General features: G+C 42.0%; 19 protein-coding genes and 1 tRNA gene. 7 read left to right on the top strand and 13 right to left on the bottom strand.

What is annotated here, in order from left to right; genetic code table 11:
• The first annotated feature begins 330 nt into the window (after window positions 1-330).
• Both EDD68_RS12355 and EDD68_RS12360 read left to right on the top strand, forming a co-directional pair.
• Complete coding sequence (locus EDD68_RS12355) at window positions 331-2190, top strand: LTA synthase family protein (protein WP_165902176.1); 1860 nt, start codon at window positions 331-333, stop codon at window positions 2188-2190.
• An 85-nt stretch (window positions 2191-2275) separates the two neighbouring features.
• Window positions 2276-2785 carry a GNAT family N-acetyltransferase gene (locus EDD68_RS12360; RefSeq protein WP_132372600.1) on the top strand — a complete coding sequence of 170 codons (510 nt, stop codon included), beginning with the start codon at window positions 2276-2278 and terminating at the stop codon, window positions 2783-2785.
• A 137-nt stretch (window positions 2786-2922) separates the two neighbouring features.
• Here EDD68_RS12360 and EDD68_RS12365 read toward each other — a convergent pair whose 3' ends face one another.
• The 5 genes from EDD68_RS12365 to groES all read right to left on the bottom strand — a co-directional run bounded on the left by EDD68_RS12365 (window position 2923) and on the right by groES (window position 7356).
• Window positions 2923-3585 carry a permease prefix domain 1-containing protein gene (locus tag EDD68_RS12365; RefSeq protein WP_132372601.1) on the bottom strand — a complete coding sequence of 221 codons (663 nt, stop codon included), beginning with the start codon at window positions 3583-3585 and terminating at the stop codon, window positions 2923-2925.
• Window positions 3569-3925 (bottom strand): PadR family transcriptional regulator, encoded by a 357-nt coding sequence (locus EDD68_RS12370; RefSeq protein WP_424399169.1) that lies wholly within the window; start codon window positions 3923-3925, stop codon window positions 3569-3571. Before EDD68_RS12370 ends, EDD68_RS12365 begins: the two co-directional genes overlap by 17 nt.
• A gap of 886 nt (window positions 3926-4811) precedes the next feature.
• On the bottom strand, window positions 4812-5099 hold the full coding sequence (locus tag EDD68_RS12375) for a hypothetical protein (RefSeq protein ID WP_132372603.1): 288 nt from the start codon (window positions 5097-5099) through the stop codon (window positions 4812-4814).
• A 269-nt stretch (window positions 5100-5368) separates the two neighbouring features.
• On the bottom strand, window positions 5369-6994 hold the full coding sequence (groL, locus tag EDD68_RS12380) for a chaperonin GroEL (protein ID WP_132372604.1): 1626 nt from the start codon (window positions 6992-6994) through the stop codon (window positions 5369-5371).
• A 77-nt stretch (window positions 6995-7071) separates the two neighbouring features.
• Window positions 7072-7356, bottom strand: coding sequence for a co-chaperone GroES (groES, locus tag EDD68_RS12385; RefSeq protein WP_132372605.1), 285 nt, complete (start codon window positions 7354-7356; stop codon window positions 7072-7074).
• Between the two features lie 269 nt (window positions 7357-7625).
• On the opposite strand from groES, the gene EDD68_RS12390 reads away from it, so the two are divergent.
• Together EDD68_RS12390 and EDD68_RS12395 are read left to right on the top strand one after the other, a co-directional pair.
• The gene (locus EDD68_RS12390) at window positions 7626-8336 is read left to right on the top strand and encodes a CPBP family intramembrane glutamic endopeptidase (RefSeq protein ID WP_132372619.1); all 711 of its coding nucleotides are present in this window, start codon (window positions 7626-7628) and stop codon (window positions 8334-8336) included.
• A gap of 4 nt (window positions 8337-8340) precedes the next feature.
• Window positions 8341-8541, top strand: coding sequence for a YdiK family protein (locus tag EDD68_RS12395; protein ID WP_132372606.1), 201 nt, complete (start codon window positions 8341-8343; stop codon window positions 8539-8541).
• Between the two features lie 203 nt (window positions 8542-8744).
• Here the strand turns inward: EDD68_RS12395 and EDD68_RS12400 are convergent, their stop codons facing one another.
• Window positions 8745-10163 (bottom strand): MDR family MFS transporter, encoded by a 1419-nt coding sequence (locus EDD68_RS12400; protein ID WP_132372607.1) that lies wholly within the window; start codon window positions 10161-10163, stop codon window positions 8745-8747.
• A gap of 465 nt (window positions 10164-10628) precedes the next feature.
• Entirely contained in the window at window positions 10629-11285 is a 657-nt protein-coding gene (locus tag EDD68_RS12405; protein WP_132372608.1) for a redox-sensing transcriptional repressor Rex, read from the bottom strand.
• Window positions 11286-11401: 116 nt separating this feature from the next.
• On the opposite strand from EDD68_RS12405, the gene EDD68_RS12410 reads away from it, so the two are divergent.
• The 3 genes from EDD68_RS12410 (at window position 11402) to EDD68_RS12420 (ending at window position 14759) form a co-directional block, all read left to right on the top strand.
• Entirely contained in the window at window positions 11402-13336 is a 1935-nt protein-coding gene (locus EDD68_RS12410; RefSeq protein WP_132372609.1) for an ABC transporter ATP-binding protein, read from the top strand.
• A gap of 207 nt (window positions 13337-13543) precedes the next feature.
• On the top strand, window positions 13544-14101 hold the full coding sequence (locus tag EDD68_RS12415) for an RNA polymerase sigma factor (protein ID WP_243646865.1): 558 nt from the start codon (window positions 13544-13546) through the stop codon (window positions 14099-14101).
• The gene (locus EDD68_RS12420) at window positions 14085-14759 is read left to right on the top strand and encodes a hypothetical protein (RefSeq protein WP_132372610.1); all 675 of its coding nucleotides are present in this window, start codon (window positions 14085-14087) and stop codon (window positions 14757-14759) included. The genes EDD68_RS12415 and EDD68_RS12420 overlap by 17 nt, the downstream gene beginning before the upstream one ends.
• Window positions 14760-15263: 504 nt before the next feature.
• On the opposite strand, the gene tsaD is transcribed toward EDD68_RS12420, so the two are convergent.
• From tsaD to EDD68_RS12450, 6 genes are all read right to left on the bottom strand, one after another.
• Window positions 15264-16304: a tRNA (adenosine(37)-N6)-threonylcarbamoyltransferase complex transferase subunit TsaD gene (tsaD, locus tag EDD68_RS12425; RefSeq protein ID WP_132372611.1), complete on the bottom strand. Its 1041-nt coding sequence runs from the start codon at window positions 16302-16304 to the stop codon at window positions 15264-15266.
• Entirely contained in the window at window positions 16301-16747 is a 447-nt protein-coding gene (gene rimI / locus EDD68_RS12430) for a ribosomal protein S18-alanine N-acetyltransferase (RefSeq protein ID WP_132372612.1), read from the bottom strand. Before rimI ends, tsaD begins: the two co-directional genes overlap by 4 nt.
• Window positions 16740-17441, bottom strand: a complete 702-nt coding sequence (tsaB, locus tag EDD68_RS12435; protein WP_132372613.1) for a tRNA (adenosine(37)-N6)-threonylcarbamoyltransferase complex dimerization subunit type 1 TsaB — start codon at window positions 17439-17441, stop codon at window positions 16740-16742. Before tsaB ends, rimI begins: the two co-directional genes overlap by 8 nt.
• A complete protein-coding gene (gene tsaE / locus EDD68_RS12440; protein WP_132372614.1) occupies window positions 17438-17893 on the bottom strand; it encodes a tRNA (adenosine(37)-N6)-threonylcarbamoyltransferase complex ATPase subunit type 1 TsaE in 456 nt (151 codons plus the stop codon). The genes tsaB and tsaE overlap by 4 nt, the downstream gene beginning before the upstream one ends.
• A 12-nt stretch (window positions 17894-17905) precedes the next feature.
• On the bottom strand, window positions 17906-18880 hold the full coding sequence (gene thiL / locus EDD68_RS12445; RefSeq protein ID WP_132372615.1) for a thiamine-phosphate kinase: 975 nt from the start codon (window positions 18878-18880) through the stop codon (window positions 17906-17908).
• Between the two features lie 149 nt (window positions 18881-19029).
• Window positions 19030-19106: transfer RNA gene (locus EDD68_RS12450), tRNA-Asp, on the bottom strand.
• Between the last annotated feature and the right edge of the window lie 18 nt (window positions 19107-19124).

The following is a 19124-nucleotide window of genomic DNA, read 5'->3' on the forward strand; positions in this document are numbered from 1 at the left end:
TGACATATCATTCCAGAAACCTTCTTTTATCTTCAGTCGTCCATTTAACAAGGGAGGATATTTATGATAAGTTCATATCGTAACTGAAAAGAAATATGGAAATTCGTGTATGAAATGGCAACAGATGTTCTATAACTGTTAGTAGAACATAATCCCCGGCAGTTTAACCTGCCGGAACCCCCCCTTAATCTTAGACATGAAAGCAGGGTTCTTATGAAACAATTCCTTACTGATTTCCGTTTGCCTTTATACTTTATGATATCATTGATTTATATGGAATTCGTTTTTCGGATAGGGACTGCTGATTCATTTACTTTTAAAAATTTTTGCATGGCTTCATTATTTTTAATCCCCATTTCTCTCGTTTTTTACATGATCAGCAACAGTTTCCGGCCAAAAGCAAATTTCATTCTGTCCATTATACTCCTGTCCGCTGTTGGGTTCCTTTATGCCTCCCAATTCATCTACTACCAATTTTTCAGAACCTATTACAGTCTGTATTCAGCAGTAAATGCCAATCAGGTCCTCGGTTTCTGGAGAGATATACTCCATTATATTTTTCAGTACTCCCTGTGGATTTTCCTTTTGCTTCTTCCTGTGATTGCCATCGTGTTACGAAGAAAACACATTTCTTTTAAGTCGATGAAGATCCAGTACAAAGGAATACTGGTTATGGCTATTTTTCTGATTCAAGCCACGGCGCTGTCCGTAATCTATATTAGCGGCAGAGAGCAGCATTCTGCCTATGATTTATACTTTCAAAGCCACTTTCCTGCCCTGTCCGTCGAAAAACTGGGGGTGATAACCACCATGAGAATTGACCTACAGCGCCAGTTATTTGGCTTTTCAACAGCTGCAAAAGAACCGGATTCGGATATCCCCCTTCCTTCTGAGGAACTGGCTGATACAGAAAGGGAAACTTCCGAAGAAGACGATAGAGAAGATGAGAACAAACGGCCATTAAACATCATGGATATCAACTTTGATGAACTCATTGAAAACGAAACCGATCCAGTAGTCAAAAACATGCATGAATATTTCAGTCAGGTGCAGCCGACAGCCCAGAATGAGTATACCGGCAAGTATGAGGGCTATAATTTCATATTGATTACCGCAGAAAGCTTCTCGCCCTTTGCCATCCACAAAGAAGTGACGCCGACGTTATATAAAATGGCCCATGAAGGCTTTCGGTTTACCAATTTTTATACGCCGCTCTGGGAAGTCAGTACCTCTGACGGGGAATATGTCGCCTGTACGAGCCTGATTCCGAAAAGCGGTGTATGGAGCTTTCAAGAATCCGCCGATAACGCTCTGCCTTTTGCCATGGGAAATCAGTTAAAAAAACTCGGCTACAAGACCGTTGCCTATCATAACCATACATATACGTATTATCGGAGAGACCTCTCCCATCCCAACATGGGCTATGAATATAAAGGTCTGGGAAATGGGCTTGATGTTCAGGAAACCTGGCCGGAGTCCGACCTCGAAATGATGCAGAAGACCATACCAGAGTATATAGACGAGAAACCGTTTCACGCCTACTATATGACGGTAAGCGGCCATATGCAATATTCCTTTACCGGCAATACGATCGCTTATAAAAATCGGCACGTGGTAAAGGATTTACCATTATCCGATCAGGCGAAAGCCTATCTCGCAACCCAGGTGGAGCTGGATCGGGCGCTGGCATATTTACTTGAACAGTTAGAAAAGGCAGGGATTGCGGACCGGACCTTGATTGCCATCAGTTCGGACCACTACCCTTATGGGCTGGATGATCAAACGATGAACGAACTCGCCGGGCATCAGGTAGAAGAAAATTTTGAGCTGTATCAGAATTCCTTTATTCTTTACACCAGCGACATGGAACCCGTCACCATTGATAAGCCCGCATCAAGCCTGGACATTATTCCGACTCTTTCCAATTTGCTGGGGTTAAAATATGACTCAAGACTGCTGATGGGCAGGGACATTTTTTCCGATTCTCCACCGCTTGTGATTTTCAGAAATAAGAGCTTTATTACCGAGAAAGGATTTTATAATGCCATGACCGGTGAATTTACCCCTTCCGGCGGTGAAGATGTCGATGAGGAATATATTGAACAGATCAAAAACATGGTGGAACGCAAATTTTATTATTCCGTCAAAATTCTGGAGAAGGATTATTACCGGAAAGTGTTTGGAGATTAGACGAAAATGGACTTTCATCATCCAGAAATCACTTGTCTAAGCCAGGACCAAACCATCATTTTGATATATTAAGGGAGAATCAAATATGATTGATATTAAAAGATTAGCCGTAAATGAGGAAAATTTGGAGCAGATCGTGGATCTGTATCACACAGTCTGGAAAAACGAAGACCCTTTGATCAAACAGCGAATTCAAAAACATTCGACTTATCAAGGATTTAAAGGGGTCATTGCTTTACACCGTACAGGTGAAGTCACGGGATTCTCATACGGATATGTTTCATTGCCCGGTCAATATTACAACCAATTGCTTTCAAAAGAATTTAAACCTGACGAGAAGCAAAAGTGGCTCGAGGACTGTTTTGAGTTGGTCGAATTAGCTGTCCATCCCTCTTACCGAAAACAAGGAATAGGAAAATTACTAGTTTCAAAATTACTGGAAGATGCCCATACTAAAACCGCCGTATTAACCACGCAAATCAATAATGTCCCGGCACGCAGGCTATATGAAAGTCTGGGTTGGAGAAGTTTGAAAGAACCCTTTTTTCCAAACAATCAAAATGACCCTTATGTGATATATGGAAAACAATTGTAAATTATGAAATGTCCCGACCTAAAATAGTCAATGTCTTCCGTCAGTTCTCAAATCAAACTTACGGAAGACATTCGATTATGGTCAAATGACCCTGACATCTTATATCATTTTCGAATCAAAAGCCTATGGCTCCCAAATCAATGCTTATATTTTTTTCGATCTGTCCCACTGAAGATAAGGCCTAAAAATAAGCCGATCCCCACTAAAAAGAAAACCATAAATGAACTAATTGCAATAAACATTTCACCGGTAGCCAATCTTGTAACGAAGGCAACAAACAGACTAAATAAAATGAAGCCAATTGATAATGAATATAGAAGTGCACGGACCTTATTCATCGCATATTTTTGACTAGTCTCCCTGGTCAATAAACTATACGTTACAATAGCTCCGCCCAGAACAATAAAAATAGCTGGTCCGGGAACAGCTTGCAAGGGAAGATCCATATAATAAAACATGGCCGTCGTTAAAATGCCAAATAAGATGACTAATACCCCTATGATCAGTCCTGCAGTCGATACACGCGCTGTCATGTTTGTATAAACCGCTTGTTTCGCTTTATCCTGTCCGAGCACTCTCATATCATCAACCAGCCCGCTAAGGTCACCGAGTGAACTAACAGCTTCCTTAAACGCCTCTTTTTCATCCATTCCCATTTTTTTATAATCATTTATTTTTTCTTTTAAATTCGTAGTCAACTCTTCCTTCAATTCAAACAATTGCTGACTTTCTCTAACACCCGTAAATAATTGATTTACATAAGATTCTATCTTTTTGTCCAGATCACTTTTGTACCCCATTCGTTTCCATTCCTCCTTCAATTAATTTATTCAAAACACGTTTGGCAAAATGCCATTCCTTTTTGGATTGTTCGTATTGTTCTAATCCTTCTTTCGTGATTCGATAATATTTCCTTCGGCCACCCTGTGTTTCGTCACCCCAGTAAGAGGTGATATATCCCTCTTTTTCCAGTCTCCGAAAAGCAGTGTACAACGTTGCTTCCTTTAATTCATATTGATTCTCACTCATTTGAATAATCGTTTTATAAATCTGATAACCATAGCTGTCTCCATGCCGTAGCACATTTAAAATAATGGTATCTGTATGCCCACGAATTAAATCTGTAGAAATTTTATTCACCACTATACATCACCTCTCAAGGTATAGTATATGCAATATTACTATGTTTGTCAAAGTAATTGGCTGGTTCGTATTTGATGTTCGAAAAAATACGTACATTTTCGCCTTCCTTGAATTGATAATGGTTGATTTTACTGGGTTTATCAGTTTTGAAGAGTGATGAATTTCGTGAACACATGAATATAAATGCTTACTTTTTTCATAGTACCTGTTTTTGCATTGACTGATCGTCAATGCAAGGGTTCTGTTCTTGGTGATCGAAGTGAAAGAGCGGAAGGACTGTACAAGCTTAAGAGAAGGATGATTAGGTTTTAAGAATTTTCACAGGAATTTTTTTCGTGGGAATCCATTGGAAGTGAGTTCATGCGTCCGATCGTGTATTCACTCATTCTACTCATTTTGGAGTCGGTTTAATTCTAAAGGTTAATAAATTTCATCACAGGAGAGTTTGGGATGAATAAAATGGACTGATCATCGTTTTTAATAAAAAAAGGACTTCCGCAAGTTTGCAAATTTACGGAAGACCTGAATTTATGAATCATGGAACAAAAGCTTTGGACGAGTGATATGATGAGGATTTTAAAACCTTTTTGGTCAACTATATTTTATGATATGCGTTTCATAATTCTTTGCTCAAATTCATTATAGTTGGTGTATTCCTTGTAATCGGAACAAAATGATTTGAAAAAATACCATTCAAGGATAGGCATGTACCATTAATTATTACTGTTCCCGTAATAATTATTGCTCTGTTTTTAAGTGTCTGGATCCAGGTGAAGTAAATCCTTTTGTCCACCAGTGTCCATCGGGCACTGGTGATCTTTGAATAATCTTAAGGATCAGAGCCACGAAGAGGATTAATTTTGCCGCCCTGTTTCTTGTGCTACTATACTGATCCACCTTTGAGTTCGTCATATCTTCCGGTAAAAGTTTTATTCAATACCCGTTTCCCGTTTTTCCCCCATCCTTCGTAAATGACTGCTTGCCGAACCTCATGACTTTGGTTCTTTTCTGTCGAACGAACAATCACCCCGTCGGCATCCGCATATAGGTAATCGACCTGTTCCCTTTCGGAAAGAGATACAGCTTTCTCAAGTTCCTTCAACATCTCCTCATCAACTTCTGCCTGTGCCTGCCCAACGTGAGTCCAAAAAAGACAGGTTATCGTCTTCACTTATGATATAGCTTTTCTACTAACTCATGAAGCAAAATCAGGAGAATTACAAGAACAAGTATTTCTCATGGACAAACTGTTCGTAGTACAGGTAAATTTGAGGGTGAGTTCACCAGGCATTGAGAATTTGATTAATAGACTAATAAAGAGGTTTCCACCAAGTTTATAACTCAATGGAAACCTCTCAAAAATCTCAACAACTAATATCGGTCACTTTTTCGGACACCATCATTGATTTCAAACGGTCATGAACGTTGATATAAACCTTATTACATCATTCCGCCCATGCCGCCGCCCATGTCAGGCATGTTGTTGTTATCGTTCTCTTCAGGCAGATCGGCTACAACCGCTTCGGTAGTCAGGAACATAGCTGCAACAGATGCTGCGTTTTGAAGAGCAGAACGGGTTACTTTGGTTGGGTCCACGATACCAGCTTCAACCATGTTCACCCATTCTCCAGTCGCAGCGTTAAAGCCGATGCCTACTTCTTCTTTCTTCAGGCGCTCAACGATGATAGATCCTTCAAGACCAGCGTTGTGAGCGATTTGACGGACGGGTTCTTCCAGGGCACGAAGAACGATATTTACACCCGTTTGCTCATCGCCTTGAACATCAATTTCTGCAACTTTATTATATACGTTTACAAGTGCTGTTCCACCACCGGAAACAATCCCTTCTTCTACTGCTGCACGCGTAGAGTTCAGAGCATCTTCAATACGAAGTTTGCGCTCTTTCAATTCGGTTTCAGTAGCAGCACCTACTTTGATTACCGCTACCCCGCCGGCAAGTTTAGCCAGACGCTCTTGCAGCTTTTCTTTATCGAATTCAGAAGTCGTTTCTTCTAGTTGAGCACGGATCTGGTTTACGCGGGCTGCGATTTGATCACTGCTTCCAGCACCTTCAACGATGGTCGTGTTTTCTTTTGTGACCACTACTTTAGTAGCGCGTCCCAGATGTTCGATTGAAGCGTTTTTCAGTTCAAGGCCAAGATCTTCTGTGATGACTTGACCGCCAGTCAGGATAGCGATATCTTCAAGCATCGCTTTGCGGCGATCACCGAATCCAGGAGCTTTCACCGCTACCGCGTTGAATGTACCGCGAAGTTTGTTAACGACTAATGTAGCCAGTGCTTCACCTTCAACGTCTTCAGCGATGATCAGGATTGGCTTGCTTTGCTGTACAACTTGCTCAAGTACAGGAAGTACATCCTGGATGTTAGAGATTTTCTTATCCGTGATTAAAATATATGGATCTTCCAGAACAGCCTCCATTTTGTCCTGATCCGTTACCATGTAAGGAGAAGCATAACCACGGTCGAACTGCATACCTTCTACGACTTCCAGTTCAGTTTTGAATCCTTTCGATTCTTCGATGGTGATGACACCGTCATTTCCTACACGCTCCATGGCTTCTGCAATTAGCTGACCGACTTCTTCGTCTGCAGAAGAGATGGCAGCAACCTGAGCAATAGACTCTTTTCCTTCGATTGGCTTAGAAATGCGTTTTAATTCTTCGGTAGCTACTTCTACTGCTTTTTCAATACCGCGACGAACGCCTACTGGGTTTGCTCCAGATGCAACGTTTTTCAATCCTTCACGGATCATAGCCTGAGCCAGAACAGTAGCCGTAGTCGTACCGTCTCCGGCAACATCGTTTGTCTTAGAAGCTACTTCAGCAACAAGCTGAGCTCCCATATTTTCAAAGTTATCTTCTAACTCAATTTCTTTTGCAATGGTCACACCGTCATTGGTGATCAGTGGAGAACCGTATTTTTTCTCAAGAACCACGTTGCGTCCTTTTGGTCCAAGAGTTACTTTCACCGCATTTGCCAGTGCATCCACACCGCGAAGCATCGCACGACGAGCGTCTTCACTAAATTTCAGTTCTTTAGCCATCTGTGTGCCCTCCTTAAAATTTCTAAATTTTATAGTGAAACATTATGATATAAACAGCATTTTCTATCGCAACAAGATTATCCAATCACAGCAAGGATGTCATCTTCACGAAGGATTAAGTATTCTTTCCCGTCATATTTCACTTCTGTGCCCGCATATTTAGAGTAGATGACTCGATCACCTTCAGAAACTTCAAGTGCAACTTTCTCGCCATTGTCTGTTACTTTTCCAGAACCAACGGCGACTACTCTTCCTTCCTGCGGCTTCTCTTTAGCGGAATCAGGCAGCACGATACCGCTTGACGTTTTTTCTTCTTGCTCAATCACTTCAACGACAACACGATCACCTAGTGGCTTTAACAATTCAGACACCCTCCTCAGATTTAATATAATGTTTGAAAGTTCTTTGTTAGCACTCAACATTATCGAGTGCTAACACCAATTAATATAATAATCAATCCGGTTAAAATTTGCAAGTATTGAAATAAATTTTTTCTTTTTCCAATCTGTTTTATAATAAAAGGGAATACTTGATTAAGCATAACCAGGATGTGGTATAGTTATACATGCTTTCTGTCTTTATAAAATATGCATAATAACAAAAAATAAGAACGAAAAAGGAGTCGTTGAAATTGCCGAAACACTACTGGTATGTTATGTTGACTTATATCATTATGCAGTTATCGAGCATTATTGGCATACCATTGCTGGTGCTATTCCGGATTCCCGAGGAGCATATAGTGTCCACATGGACCATTATCAGCTTTACTGCCGGTTTAATCATCACTTTGTTCCTTTTAAAACCTGAATTCAGAAGAGGAAAACGCCAGCGTGCAGACGCGGGGAAAATTGTTTTATGGTCAATCCTGGGGATATTTATCGCAATCTTTGCTCAGGGAATCGCAGCAAATATTGAATGGTACTTGTTTGATATTCGGCCTGGATCAGAAAATACCCAGTTTTTAATGGACATTGCAAGGCAGACTCCTGCATTTTTAATCGTGCCCATTCTGTATGCTCCCATTTTAGAAGAAATCGTATTCCGCAAAATCCTGTTTGGCACTTTTTATAAAAAAATGAACTTTTTCCTGGCTGCTCTTTTATCTTCACTAATCTTTGGGATTATTCATATGGAACCGGAGCATTTACTGATATATGCTTCAATGGGACTGGTATTCGCCTATCTCTATGTGAAAACCAAACGGATTATTGTTCCGATTATGGCACACCTCGGGATGAACAGCCTGGCAGTAATGACCCAATATTTTTTGCCCGAAGAAGAAATTGAGCGGATTTTAGATCAGATGGAACAAATGCAAACTATACTTTTTGGAGGATTTTAATTCGATGAAAGCTTCACCGTTGTTGATGTCAGCGCTTTACTTTTTCATTGGTATTCTGTTTACTTATCTGGCCATTCAGAGTGTAGAAGAAACAATCTGGAACTGGACAACAGTCATTCTATCCATCGTGGCTACCTTTGACTTTGCCATTGCCATCCGTTTGCTTGGCCTGCATTTTTTTATCAAGAATTCGAACAAGGAATAAGAAAAAGCGAGTTCTCCCGCTTAGACGCTCAAGTGATGGTTTTGGAGGAAATACGAAGCTCACCAAGGGTTCACATCGTGGTGAACCCTGACTTTTTATGGAAAAAGTAGAGCCCGTTTTCGAAAACGTATTCTGAAAACACGCTACTATAGAGTCATTTCCCTATGCCCGCATAAACTCGAAAAAGATGCAGTCCCCATTTCCTAAGCACCTTTTTTAGACACTTTCTCTTCTTCCTGTACACCTTTGAGCAGAAAAGACGCTGGAACGGCCAGAGCAATGACAATGGCCGATATAAGAAAAGATTCATTAATAGCCTGAAGAGTTGCTTCCTGGAGGGTCAAATGATCACCTAGCATGAGCTGACCCCTCCGCACCTCATAATAAATGGAAAAAAACACAATTCCGATGGAAGATGACATTTGCCGAATGACATTATTCATGGCAGAACCCTGGGCCACGAGATCATCGGAAATGGCATTCATCCCTGCTGTCGTGGCAGGCATATTGCCAAATCCCAGTCCCATTCCTCTGACCGCATGAATAAACAGAATAAACCAGAACGATGTCTTCATGTCTACAAACCCAAATACGGCACTGGACAGAGCCAGAATCATTAACCCCAGGGGAACCACATACTTCGGTCCTTTTACATCCAATATTTTTCCTCCCAGCGTCATAAATAGGCCGCTTAACAGCGCAGCCGGAAGAAAGATGATCCCTGTCTGAACCATGCTGAACCCATAGACTTCCTGTATTAATAACGGGAGAAGGAAAATTCCGGAAAATAACCCGATGGAAGCTGCAGAAGTAACTACAATGGACATCGTATACGTGCGGACTTTAAAAACAGATAAATGAAGCAAAGGCTGTTCCTGTTTTCGTTCATACAGAACAAAAACTATCAGGGAAATACATCCGACCCCAATCAACAGAATATGTTCCATCTGATACAGGGCATCGAGAGTCTTTATTTGTCCCAGGGCCAAAAGGACTGAACCGATTCCTGTAAAAACCAGGACAAACCCTTTCCAGTCAAAGGACAAATCCGGTTTCGTTTCGGTTTCTTTTAAATATTTCATAGAAAATAACAACCCGGCGATCGCAAATGGAATATTAAACAGAAATAAAAAATACCAGTCCAAATACTCCGCAATAAAGCCTCCGATCGTTGGCCCGACTGCCGGTGCGACCATGGCAGCAATTCCATATATCCCGACGGCGAGTCCCCGTTCATTTTTAGGAAAAGCATGAAAGATCAATGCCATGGAATTCGGCATCATTAACCCACCGGCAATCCCCTGGATCGCCCGGGACAGAATAACCATGGATAAAGTCTGGGACAGAGCCCCGGATAAAGAGCCGGCCATAAACAGGGTTAATCCAAGAAGGTACACATTTTTCTTGCCGATTTTATCTCCGAGATACCCTGTAATAGGCATGGTCACCCCCATGGCGACCATAAATATTGTCAAAACCCAGCTTGCTGCCACCGCATCTGTCTGAAAAATTTTCATAAAATGGGGAAGCACCGGATTTAACATACTATTATTTAAAATGACGGTAAACGTACCGAATAAAACAGAAATCACTACAAGCCATTTCGCAGGCAATTTGCTCATAAGGTTATCCCCCGTCGAATTTATTTCGTCACTCGAAACTATTTTATCTTTTCTATAAAAAAATGAAAAGAGATTGGTCTTTGTCGTCCATGAATAGAACGACACCGCCCAGAGGCAGACGCTAATCGCCCATGAAGTAGACACGACAGCCCAGAGGCAGACGCTTAGCGTTCATGAATGTAGCGCTACCACCCAGGGGTCGATGTTCATCGCTCATAAGCGTAGCGCTGCCGCCCAGTGGCCGACACCATCGACCGGAGGATTTCGCTGTTCGACCAGGGGGAAATGCGATCGTCATGTCCACTGTTCCCCCGGAAAGTTAAGCACAATCACCTGAAGGATAACTGCATTGCTCAAATAAAAACGAACGAGCTGCCTCAAGAATCTAAGACAGCTCTTTTTTCGAAAAATGACAGACGTTTCCATTCAGGCTCAAACTTGTGATAAACGTCTCTTTTCAGCCGTTTACTCTTTTGTATCCTCTGTCAGGGGATAGTTTTTCAAAAAATAGACGAGGGTCTGAAGTTCTACAGACAGATCGATATGGTGAACCCGGATATGGTCCGGAACGGCGATTCTTGCCGGTGTAAAGTTTAAGATCCCCTTGATTCCCGCTTTGACCAGACGCTCAGTGATTCCCTGGGCTGCACTAGCTGGGACGGTCAAAATGGCAACAGGTATATCGTGATTTAGCCGCCCTTCCAGTTCATCAATATGATATACCGGCACACCCCCGACCTCTGTTCCAACTTTATCTGGATTATGATCAAAAGCGATTTCAATTTTTGTATTATTGTTTTTCATAAAATTATAATGAAGAAACGCGGTTCCAAGGTTCCCTACGCCGATCAGGGTGACCCGGGTGATTTCATCCTGATCCAGGGTTTTTCGGAAAAAGGAAAGTAAATAGTTCACATTATACCCGTATCCTTTTTTGCCAAGGGCTCCAAAATAGGAAAAATCCCGGCGGATGGTTGCGGAATCTACTTTTACAGCTTCACTTAACTCCCGGGAAGAAACCCTGGTTTTCCCCTGGTTCGAAAGATTATTTAAGAACCGGTAATATAGCGGAAGACGCTTTGCAGTTGCCTGCGGTATTTTATGCTGATCCCCTTGATTCATCCCTACTCCTCCTCAAACCTTCTCCTTTATCACTCAAAACAGCTTAAGCTTAAACCATCCTGTCTTGCAATTGTTCAGACAGATAAGATAAACTTATTTCGTTGAGGTGAATGCACATGATTGTTATGCAACTGAACCAGATAACCAAATTTTTTGGAGCTGACCTTATTTTATCGAATATTAAATTAGAAGTACACAATCGTGACCGAATTGCCATCGTCGGCCGAAACGGGGCCGGAAAATCTACCTTATTGAAAATTATGGCCGGTGAGCTTTCTCACGATGATGGTGAAATCTATATGCCAAAAGATGTTACCATCGGCTATCTGGCCCAAAACACCGGGCTGAAATCCGATCTTTCCATCTGGGATGAGATGGAGAACGTGTTCGCCCGCCTCAAGGAGATGGAAGAGGATCTGAGAAAGCTTGAAGTGAAAATGGGAGATCCTGGTCTTTTTCAGAATCAGGAAGCCTATGAACAACTTTTGAAAGAATATGATGAAAAGCAGTCCCTTTTTAAATCGGCAGGGGGGTTTCAATACGAAGCAAAAATCAAACAGGTGCTGAATGGACTTCAGTTTCAGGACTATGATTTTGACACCCCGATCCGTACTTTAAGCGGTGGTCAAAAAACAAGACTTGCTTTAGGCAAACTGCTTTTGTCAAAACCAGACATACTGATCCTCGATGAACCCACCAACCATCTGGACATTGAAACCCTAAACTGGCTGGAACAGTACCTGCAGTCCTATGATGGGGCCGTCATCATCGTCTCCCACGACCGTTATTTTCTGGATAAAACCGTGACTATCGTATACGAAATTGCGTTTCAGCAGTCAAAAAAATATACTGGGAACTATTCCGACTATTTGCGTCAAAAAGCAAAGGATTATGAGCGGGATATCAAATTATATGAAAAGCAGCAGGCAGAAATTAAACGTCTCGAGGAATTTATCCAGAAAAATATTGCCCGGGACTCCACAAGCAAACAAGCACAGAGCCGTCGAAAACAGCTGGAGAAGATGGAGAAAATGGACAAACCGTCCCTCGAAAATCGGTCTGCTAAGTTTTCTTTTGATATTCAAAGACCGAGCGGAAATGATGTATTAAAGATCCGGAAACTCAGTTTCCAATATGAAACAGATGATGATTATATTTTTCAAAACGTTCATCTGGATTTAAACCGCGGCGATCGTGTCGCCATCGTCGGACCCAATGGAATCGGAAAATCAACACTGTTGAAAACGATTGTCGGCCAGCTGAAACCGTCCCGGGGAAAATTACAATATGGTACAAATGTACAGATTGGTTACTACGATCAAGAGCAAACCCATTTATCCATGGCCAAAACCGTATTAAATGAACTCTGGGATGAGCATCCTGCCATGCCGGAAAAAGACATCCGAACAGTCCTGGGAAACTTTTTATTCTCAGGGGATGATGTATTAAAACCCGTTTCGGCTCTGAGCGGCGGAGAAAAAGCCCGGTTAATCCTGGCCAAACTGATGCTTCAGAAAGCAAACTTTCTTGTCATGGACGAGCCCACCAACCATCTCGATCTCGACAGCAAAGAAGTGCTTGAGTCGGCATTAATCGATTTTCCGGGTACGTTGCTTTTTGTTTCCCATGACCGTTACTTTATCAACCGTATTGCTGAAAAAATTCTGGAGCTGTCTGATCAGGGAGCAAAATTATATCTTGGCAATTATGATTATTACTTACAAAAGAAACAAGAAGAACAGGAAATCCAGGAACTGAATAAGAAAAATGATTTGCCGGAACAGATGGAGACATCAACAGATTACGAACAGCAAAAACAAGAAAAACGAAAATTGCGAAAGATCAGGCGGCAAATCGAAGAAGTCGAACGGGAAATCGAGTCGCTGGAAAAAGCCATTGCCAAATGCGATGAAAAAATGACCGATCCAGAACTGTTCCATGATTACGAAGCATTAAAAAAGATGAATGAAGAGAAAGAAAATTATCAACAACAGCTGGATCATTTCATGCAACAGTGGACTGAGCTTCACGAAAAAATGGACGACTGGTAAAACCCGTGCTCCTGTTCCCTGGAAATACTTCATAGCAGTTCCTTTGAAAAAACTAAAACGATAGCCTTTGTTAAAAGATCACCGTGGAAGGTGATCTTTTATATTTGATAGAATTTGAAAAAAAGTCTTTTGTTGAGTGATACTTTTTGGCAGCTGATCCGTCTTTAGGGTGAGTCAGGCTGAAACTACTCGGGAGATTTTTTAGTTATGCAAATGAAAAGTGAGGTGTATGGTTTGGAAGAGGAGTTAAAAAAACAAAAAATACAGACATGGTACAAGGAATATAGCGATGGCATTTATCGATTTATTCTCATAATGATCGGCGACCATGAACAGGCAAAAGATTTAACTCAGGATACATTTATAAAGGCTTACCATCATCTGGATTACTTCGCGGGAAAAACCAGTGATAAAAATTGGCTATATCGCATCGCCAGGACTGTCACCATTGATTTTATGCGCAAACGAAAACCGATCCGATATATGTTTGATTCCATCAACGGTATTCCAGCGAAAGACCCTTCCCCGGAAAAAATTGTCCAACTAGGAGAGGAAGAAGAACAGGTGTACCGTGCCTTAAGTCAATTAAAGCGATCCTACCGAGAAGTCATTATTCTCAGGAAAATCAAAGAATTGTCTGTTCGGGAAACTGCGGAGGTACTGGAATGGAAGGAAACCAAAGTGAAAACGACCCTTTCAAGGGCTTTAAAAGCGTTAAAAACGCAGTTGCGAAAGGAGGGATATCATCATGAAACCATATCATGATCAAACAGAACTTGAAAAAACCTTTCGTTCTTTTGAATCCATTATGTTTGATGAAAAGGATAAAGAAGAAGTATATGCCAGCCTGATCAACAATATGGATCAAGGGGAGGTAAAAAACAAATGGGTCAAATGGTCCAACTCTATCCTGACAGCTGTCGTTGCTATGATTTTCTTCATCGCAGGCGGATATGTCGTGATCGATCAATTTATCCTGGATCAGGCACATCCTACTCAACACGATCAGCATTTACAAACCATCGAGCTTTATCTGGAAAATGAGTTCACAGGACCGAATGACGAGTTAAGCAGCATTTTTGATAAAGGTCTGCATCCACTCGAACTAGATGAATATCTGGATCAAAACTATGGCGATATTGCAGTAGACCTGGAAAAAATGATTAAAGGGAATGGCGTATTATCATTTTTACGAAGTGCACATCTCAACGACTATCAATTAAAGCCAAACAAAATAGATATCCAAAAGATTGAAGGAACGCAAAACCACGTCTATAAATATGAAGTCGAAGTCGAATATAGCAAAAATGGCCAAACAAACACAGCTACAGTTACTGGAGTGATCAACCTCGATGATAATGGCAAAATTTTATTGATCCGAAACATGGATGACGGTGGATTATATGAAAAGCTAAACCAGTGAAAATAGAAACGTTCATAAATCGTTTCAAATGTGGCGAGAGTTTTAGAAAAAGGCATGGAGAAAAGAACTCCATGCCTTTTTAATCTGAGTGAATGCACAATTTCCATGGGGCAGTGAGATAAAATGAAAGTCTTCCCCATTAAAGATGAGGGGATGTTTGTCCGAGGATTCATTAATACTTATTCACACAATTGACAATCAACCTGCGTTATCCACAGGGATATACACATATTCAGCCTTGATACGGACCCTTTTTACGGATCTTTTCCACATTATCCACAGAAAAACCCTACTTTATCCACAATTTTCGTTCACACTCAACTCTTTGTCATGAGAAGGATTCGCTCCGTTTATCCACTGTTTCCTGCTTTTTTGTGGATAAGTTTATCATGTTATCCACACACATCCTTCATTTTATCTGTACAGACATATACCATAAACCCCCTCTAAGGGGAAAGCTGACCACTTAGAAGGGGTTGTTCATCGGAGCCTTCTTCGATTCTCTCAACGCTTTGACCGCTTCGCATAGCGCTCCAGACTTAATGATGGGTTCGCATTTAAATCCAGACCAGCACGGTGCCCCTGCTCAAAGGCTACACTTCCGGCTGCTGCGATCATAGCTGCATTATCGGTGCATAAAGAAAGGGGCGGAATAAGTACGTCAATCGCTTCACCGGCAAATTGTTCTTTCAGTCCGGCCCGCAATCCTTTATTGGCTGCCACTCCTCCGGCGACAATCAGTTGCTTCACTTCGTATTCCCGGGCAGCCCGGTATGTTTTCGTCACCAGTACATCAATGACACTTTCCTGAAAACTTGCAGCAATATCTTCTTTTTTTAAGGTTTTTCCCTTTTGTCTGGCGTTGTGAAGCGTATTCATGACCGCTGTTTTTAACCCGCTGAAGCTAAAGTCATATGAGCCTTCCTCAAGCCAGGCTCGAGGAAAATCAATCGTTGCCTCCCCTTCTGCCGCAAGCCGATCGATATATGGACCGCCAGGATAAGGCAGATCAAGGGCTTTGGCCACTTTGTCATAGGCTTCGCCGGCAGCATCATCCCTCGTTTCGCCAATGACCTGAAAATCCCCGTGTTCCTTCATCACAATTAACTCGGTATGTCCACCGGAGACAACAAGAGACAGTAACGGAAAAGAAAATTCCTTTTCGAGTCGGTTGGCATAAATATGACCAGCTATATGGTGAACACCTACAAGAGGCTTCTGATGGGCATAGGCAATGGCTTTTGCGGCGTTCACTCCAATTAAAAGGGCTCCTACCAGTCCTGGGCCTTCAGTAACCGCAATGGCATCGATCTCTTCCATGGTCACACCGGCTTTTTGGAGAGCTTCTTCCAGTACAATCGTGATCTGCTCTATATGATGTCTGGAAGCAATTTCAGGTACCACTCCGCCGAAACGTTTATGACTCTCAATTTGGGACGCTACCACGTTCGATAACAGGTCTCTTCCATTTTTAACAATGGCGACGGCTGTTTCGTCACAGCTCGTTTCGATGGCTAAAATATATTGATCCGTTTTTTGTTTCATAGTTTCACCCACATTACCATAGCATCTTCTTGATTATCCTGATAATAATTTTTTCGTATCCCCACTGGTTTCATTCCAAATTTCCGATACATCCTCTGGGCAACTGCATTGGAAATTCTCACTTCCAGTGACAGCGATTTGGCTTCTTTTTCTCTGGCTTTTTGAAGGGCAAAGGAGAATAAAGTTTCTCCAAATTTGTACCCCCGGAATTCAGGCAAAATGGCGATGTTCGTAATCTGTGCCTGGTCCAATACGATCCACAAGCCACAATAGCCAAAAATGCGATCCTGATTTTCGATCACATAATAAAACGCATACGGATTTTCCACCAGTTCATTGACAAAAGCAGACCGATCCCAGGGGGATGAAAAGCAGGTATGTTCAATGTTCATCACTTCATCAAGATCATGGATGGTCATCGAGCGTATAACAGGTTCACTCATGACCGTTACCCCTTGTTTGAAGCCATTTTGCCTCCGCTTCTGCGAGCCGTAAATAATGAGGGGTAAATGAGTGGAGATCTTCCGCATCCCGGTCTTTTCCGATATGCCCCAGCACGGATGCTCTTGGAATGTGCATAAACGCCTCAGCGATTACTGCCTGATCTCCCAGCAATTCCTGTATATTTTCCCTGTGCAGCGAGAAGTTATTCCCGATGAATAAAACTTGTTCCTTCTGTGATTTCAATTCCTGAAGCCAGTCCGTAAACTGTATATTTTTTTCTTCCAACACCGGGATCAACTGTTTACCATCCCTTTTATAAACCGCGGCAAACACTCTCCCGCGTCTGGCATCGAAAAAGGAACAGATCAGGCCCGGGAAATAAAACCCATTATAGGCTGCCGCTTCCAGACTGGATACACCTGTAATGGGAATGTTCAGCGTCCATGCAAGGGTCTTTGCCGTAGTCACCCCTATGCGGACTCCTGTATAGGAACCCGGCCCCCTTGCCACCACAATTTTATGGATTTCCCCGGGTGTAATACCCGCATCTCTTAATATATTGTCAATAGCAGGCATCAGGGCAACGGAGTGATTTTTTTTTACATTGGTCGTATATTCTGCAATGAGCTGGTCCCCATTCAAAACGGCTGTGCTCATTACCTGGTTGGATGTATCAATAGCCAGAATGTTCATGACAATAACTCCTTACAAACGTGATCAAAATGTTCATTTGCCGGTTTGAGAATGATTTTTCGTTCATTCTCTGAAACATAAAGAATTTGAATATCGAGTCGTTCTGCCGGCAAAAATTCATGAATAAAAGATGGCCATTCCACGACAGAAACTCCGTCCCCATGAAAGTATTCATCAAAACCGATATCCTCTTCACTTTCCTCTAAACGGTAAACATCCATGTGATACAGTGGAATATCTCCGTCATACTCTTTGACAATCGTAAAAGTAGGGCTGTTCACCGTGCGGGAAATATTGAGTCCATTCGCCAGACCTTTTGTAAAAGTGGTTTTCCCGGCTCCCAGGTCTCCTTCAAGGGTTATGACATCCCCTGGCTTCAGTTGTCTGGCCAGTCGACTGGCCAGCGTTTTCGTTTCTTCATCTGAATGAGTCATGAATTCATAAGTGTTCATAGCATCACCTTTTTATCTCAAATGGATATATCCTTGTTTCTTTAAAACCTGTTTTTTACCGTTTTCGTATAAGAAAACTTGTCCTTCAGCCGCCACTTTCCTTCGAACGAAACCAATTTTTTTAACGATTGTATTCGTTTGTCTGGCTGCCTCTTCAACCACGGACCAGTTATGTTCGGAAATCGTTCCAATTAATTCAAAATCTTCACCGCCAGCCAGAACAAACTTCTTCTGATTCGTTTCAGACAATTTTTTAAGCTGAGGGTGCATCGGTAGCTGGCTGTAATCAATATGCAAGTCAACTCCTGATGCTTCTGCAATTTCATTGGCTTCACTGGATATCCCGTCACTGATATCATTTAAGCATACCCGGTCCAGCTGTTTCAGTTTTCTGCTGAACCAGACCCTTGGTGTCGGCATACGATGGCGGTTGATAAAATGATCCTGGGCTTCAACTGAAAAGCTCCGTTCCGTTAACAAATGCAAGCCAAAGGCGGAATCACCAAGGGTTCCTGTCACAAAAACCACATCACCATCTCTGGCATGCCGACGGTATCTGGATTTATCCCTTTCTACAAACCCGATGACCGTTACAGAAATAACAAACCGATCCCCGGAAACCGTATCACCGCCTAACAGATCCATGTGATACTGGTCTGCAATTTCTTTCATTCCATTGTATACCGATCTCAATTGTTTATCCTTCCAGGATTCTGGCACGACAATGGATACCAAATAAAATACAGGAATACTCCCCATGGCAGCTAAATCGCTTAAATTGGCAGCGAGCACCCGATATCCTAAATGGTATGGTTCCATGGTAGTTAACCGAAAATGAACATGTTCGACCATCGTATCTGTGGCAGTAACCATATCCATTCCGGATGGCGGCCGGAAAACGGCAGCATCATCCCCGATTCCTTTTTGAACCGACGAGTGATGATAAAACCTGGGCTTGATTGATTTAATAAAGGAGAATTCATCCATTTTGCATCAGTCCATATTATAAGTTGTTATTACCAATATAGCAAAATTTATAAAAAAACTAAAAATACCAATCTTTTTCAGAACATAAATAAAGCCTTAGGATGGTGCTTATCCTAAGGCTGAATAAGTTCTTTAATTTAAGTAAATCATGGCGGTCCGGACGGGACTCGAACCCGCGACCTCCTGCGTGACAGGCAGGCATTCTAACCAACTGAACTACCGGACCTATTTGGTTGCGGGGGCA

Origin of the sequence: Melghiribacillus thermohalophilus (assembly GCF_004342905.1) — a bacterium.
Classification (GTDB): domain Bacteria; phylum Bacillota; class Bacilli; order Bacillales; family Alkalibacillaceae; genus Melghiribacillus; species Melghiribacillus thermohalophilus.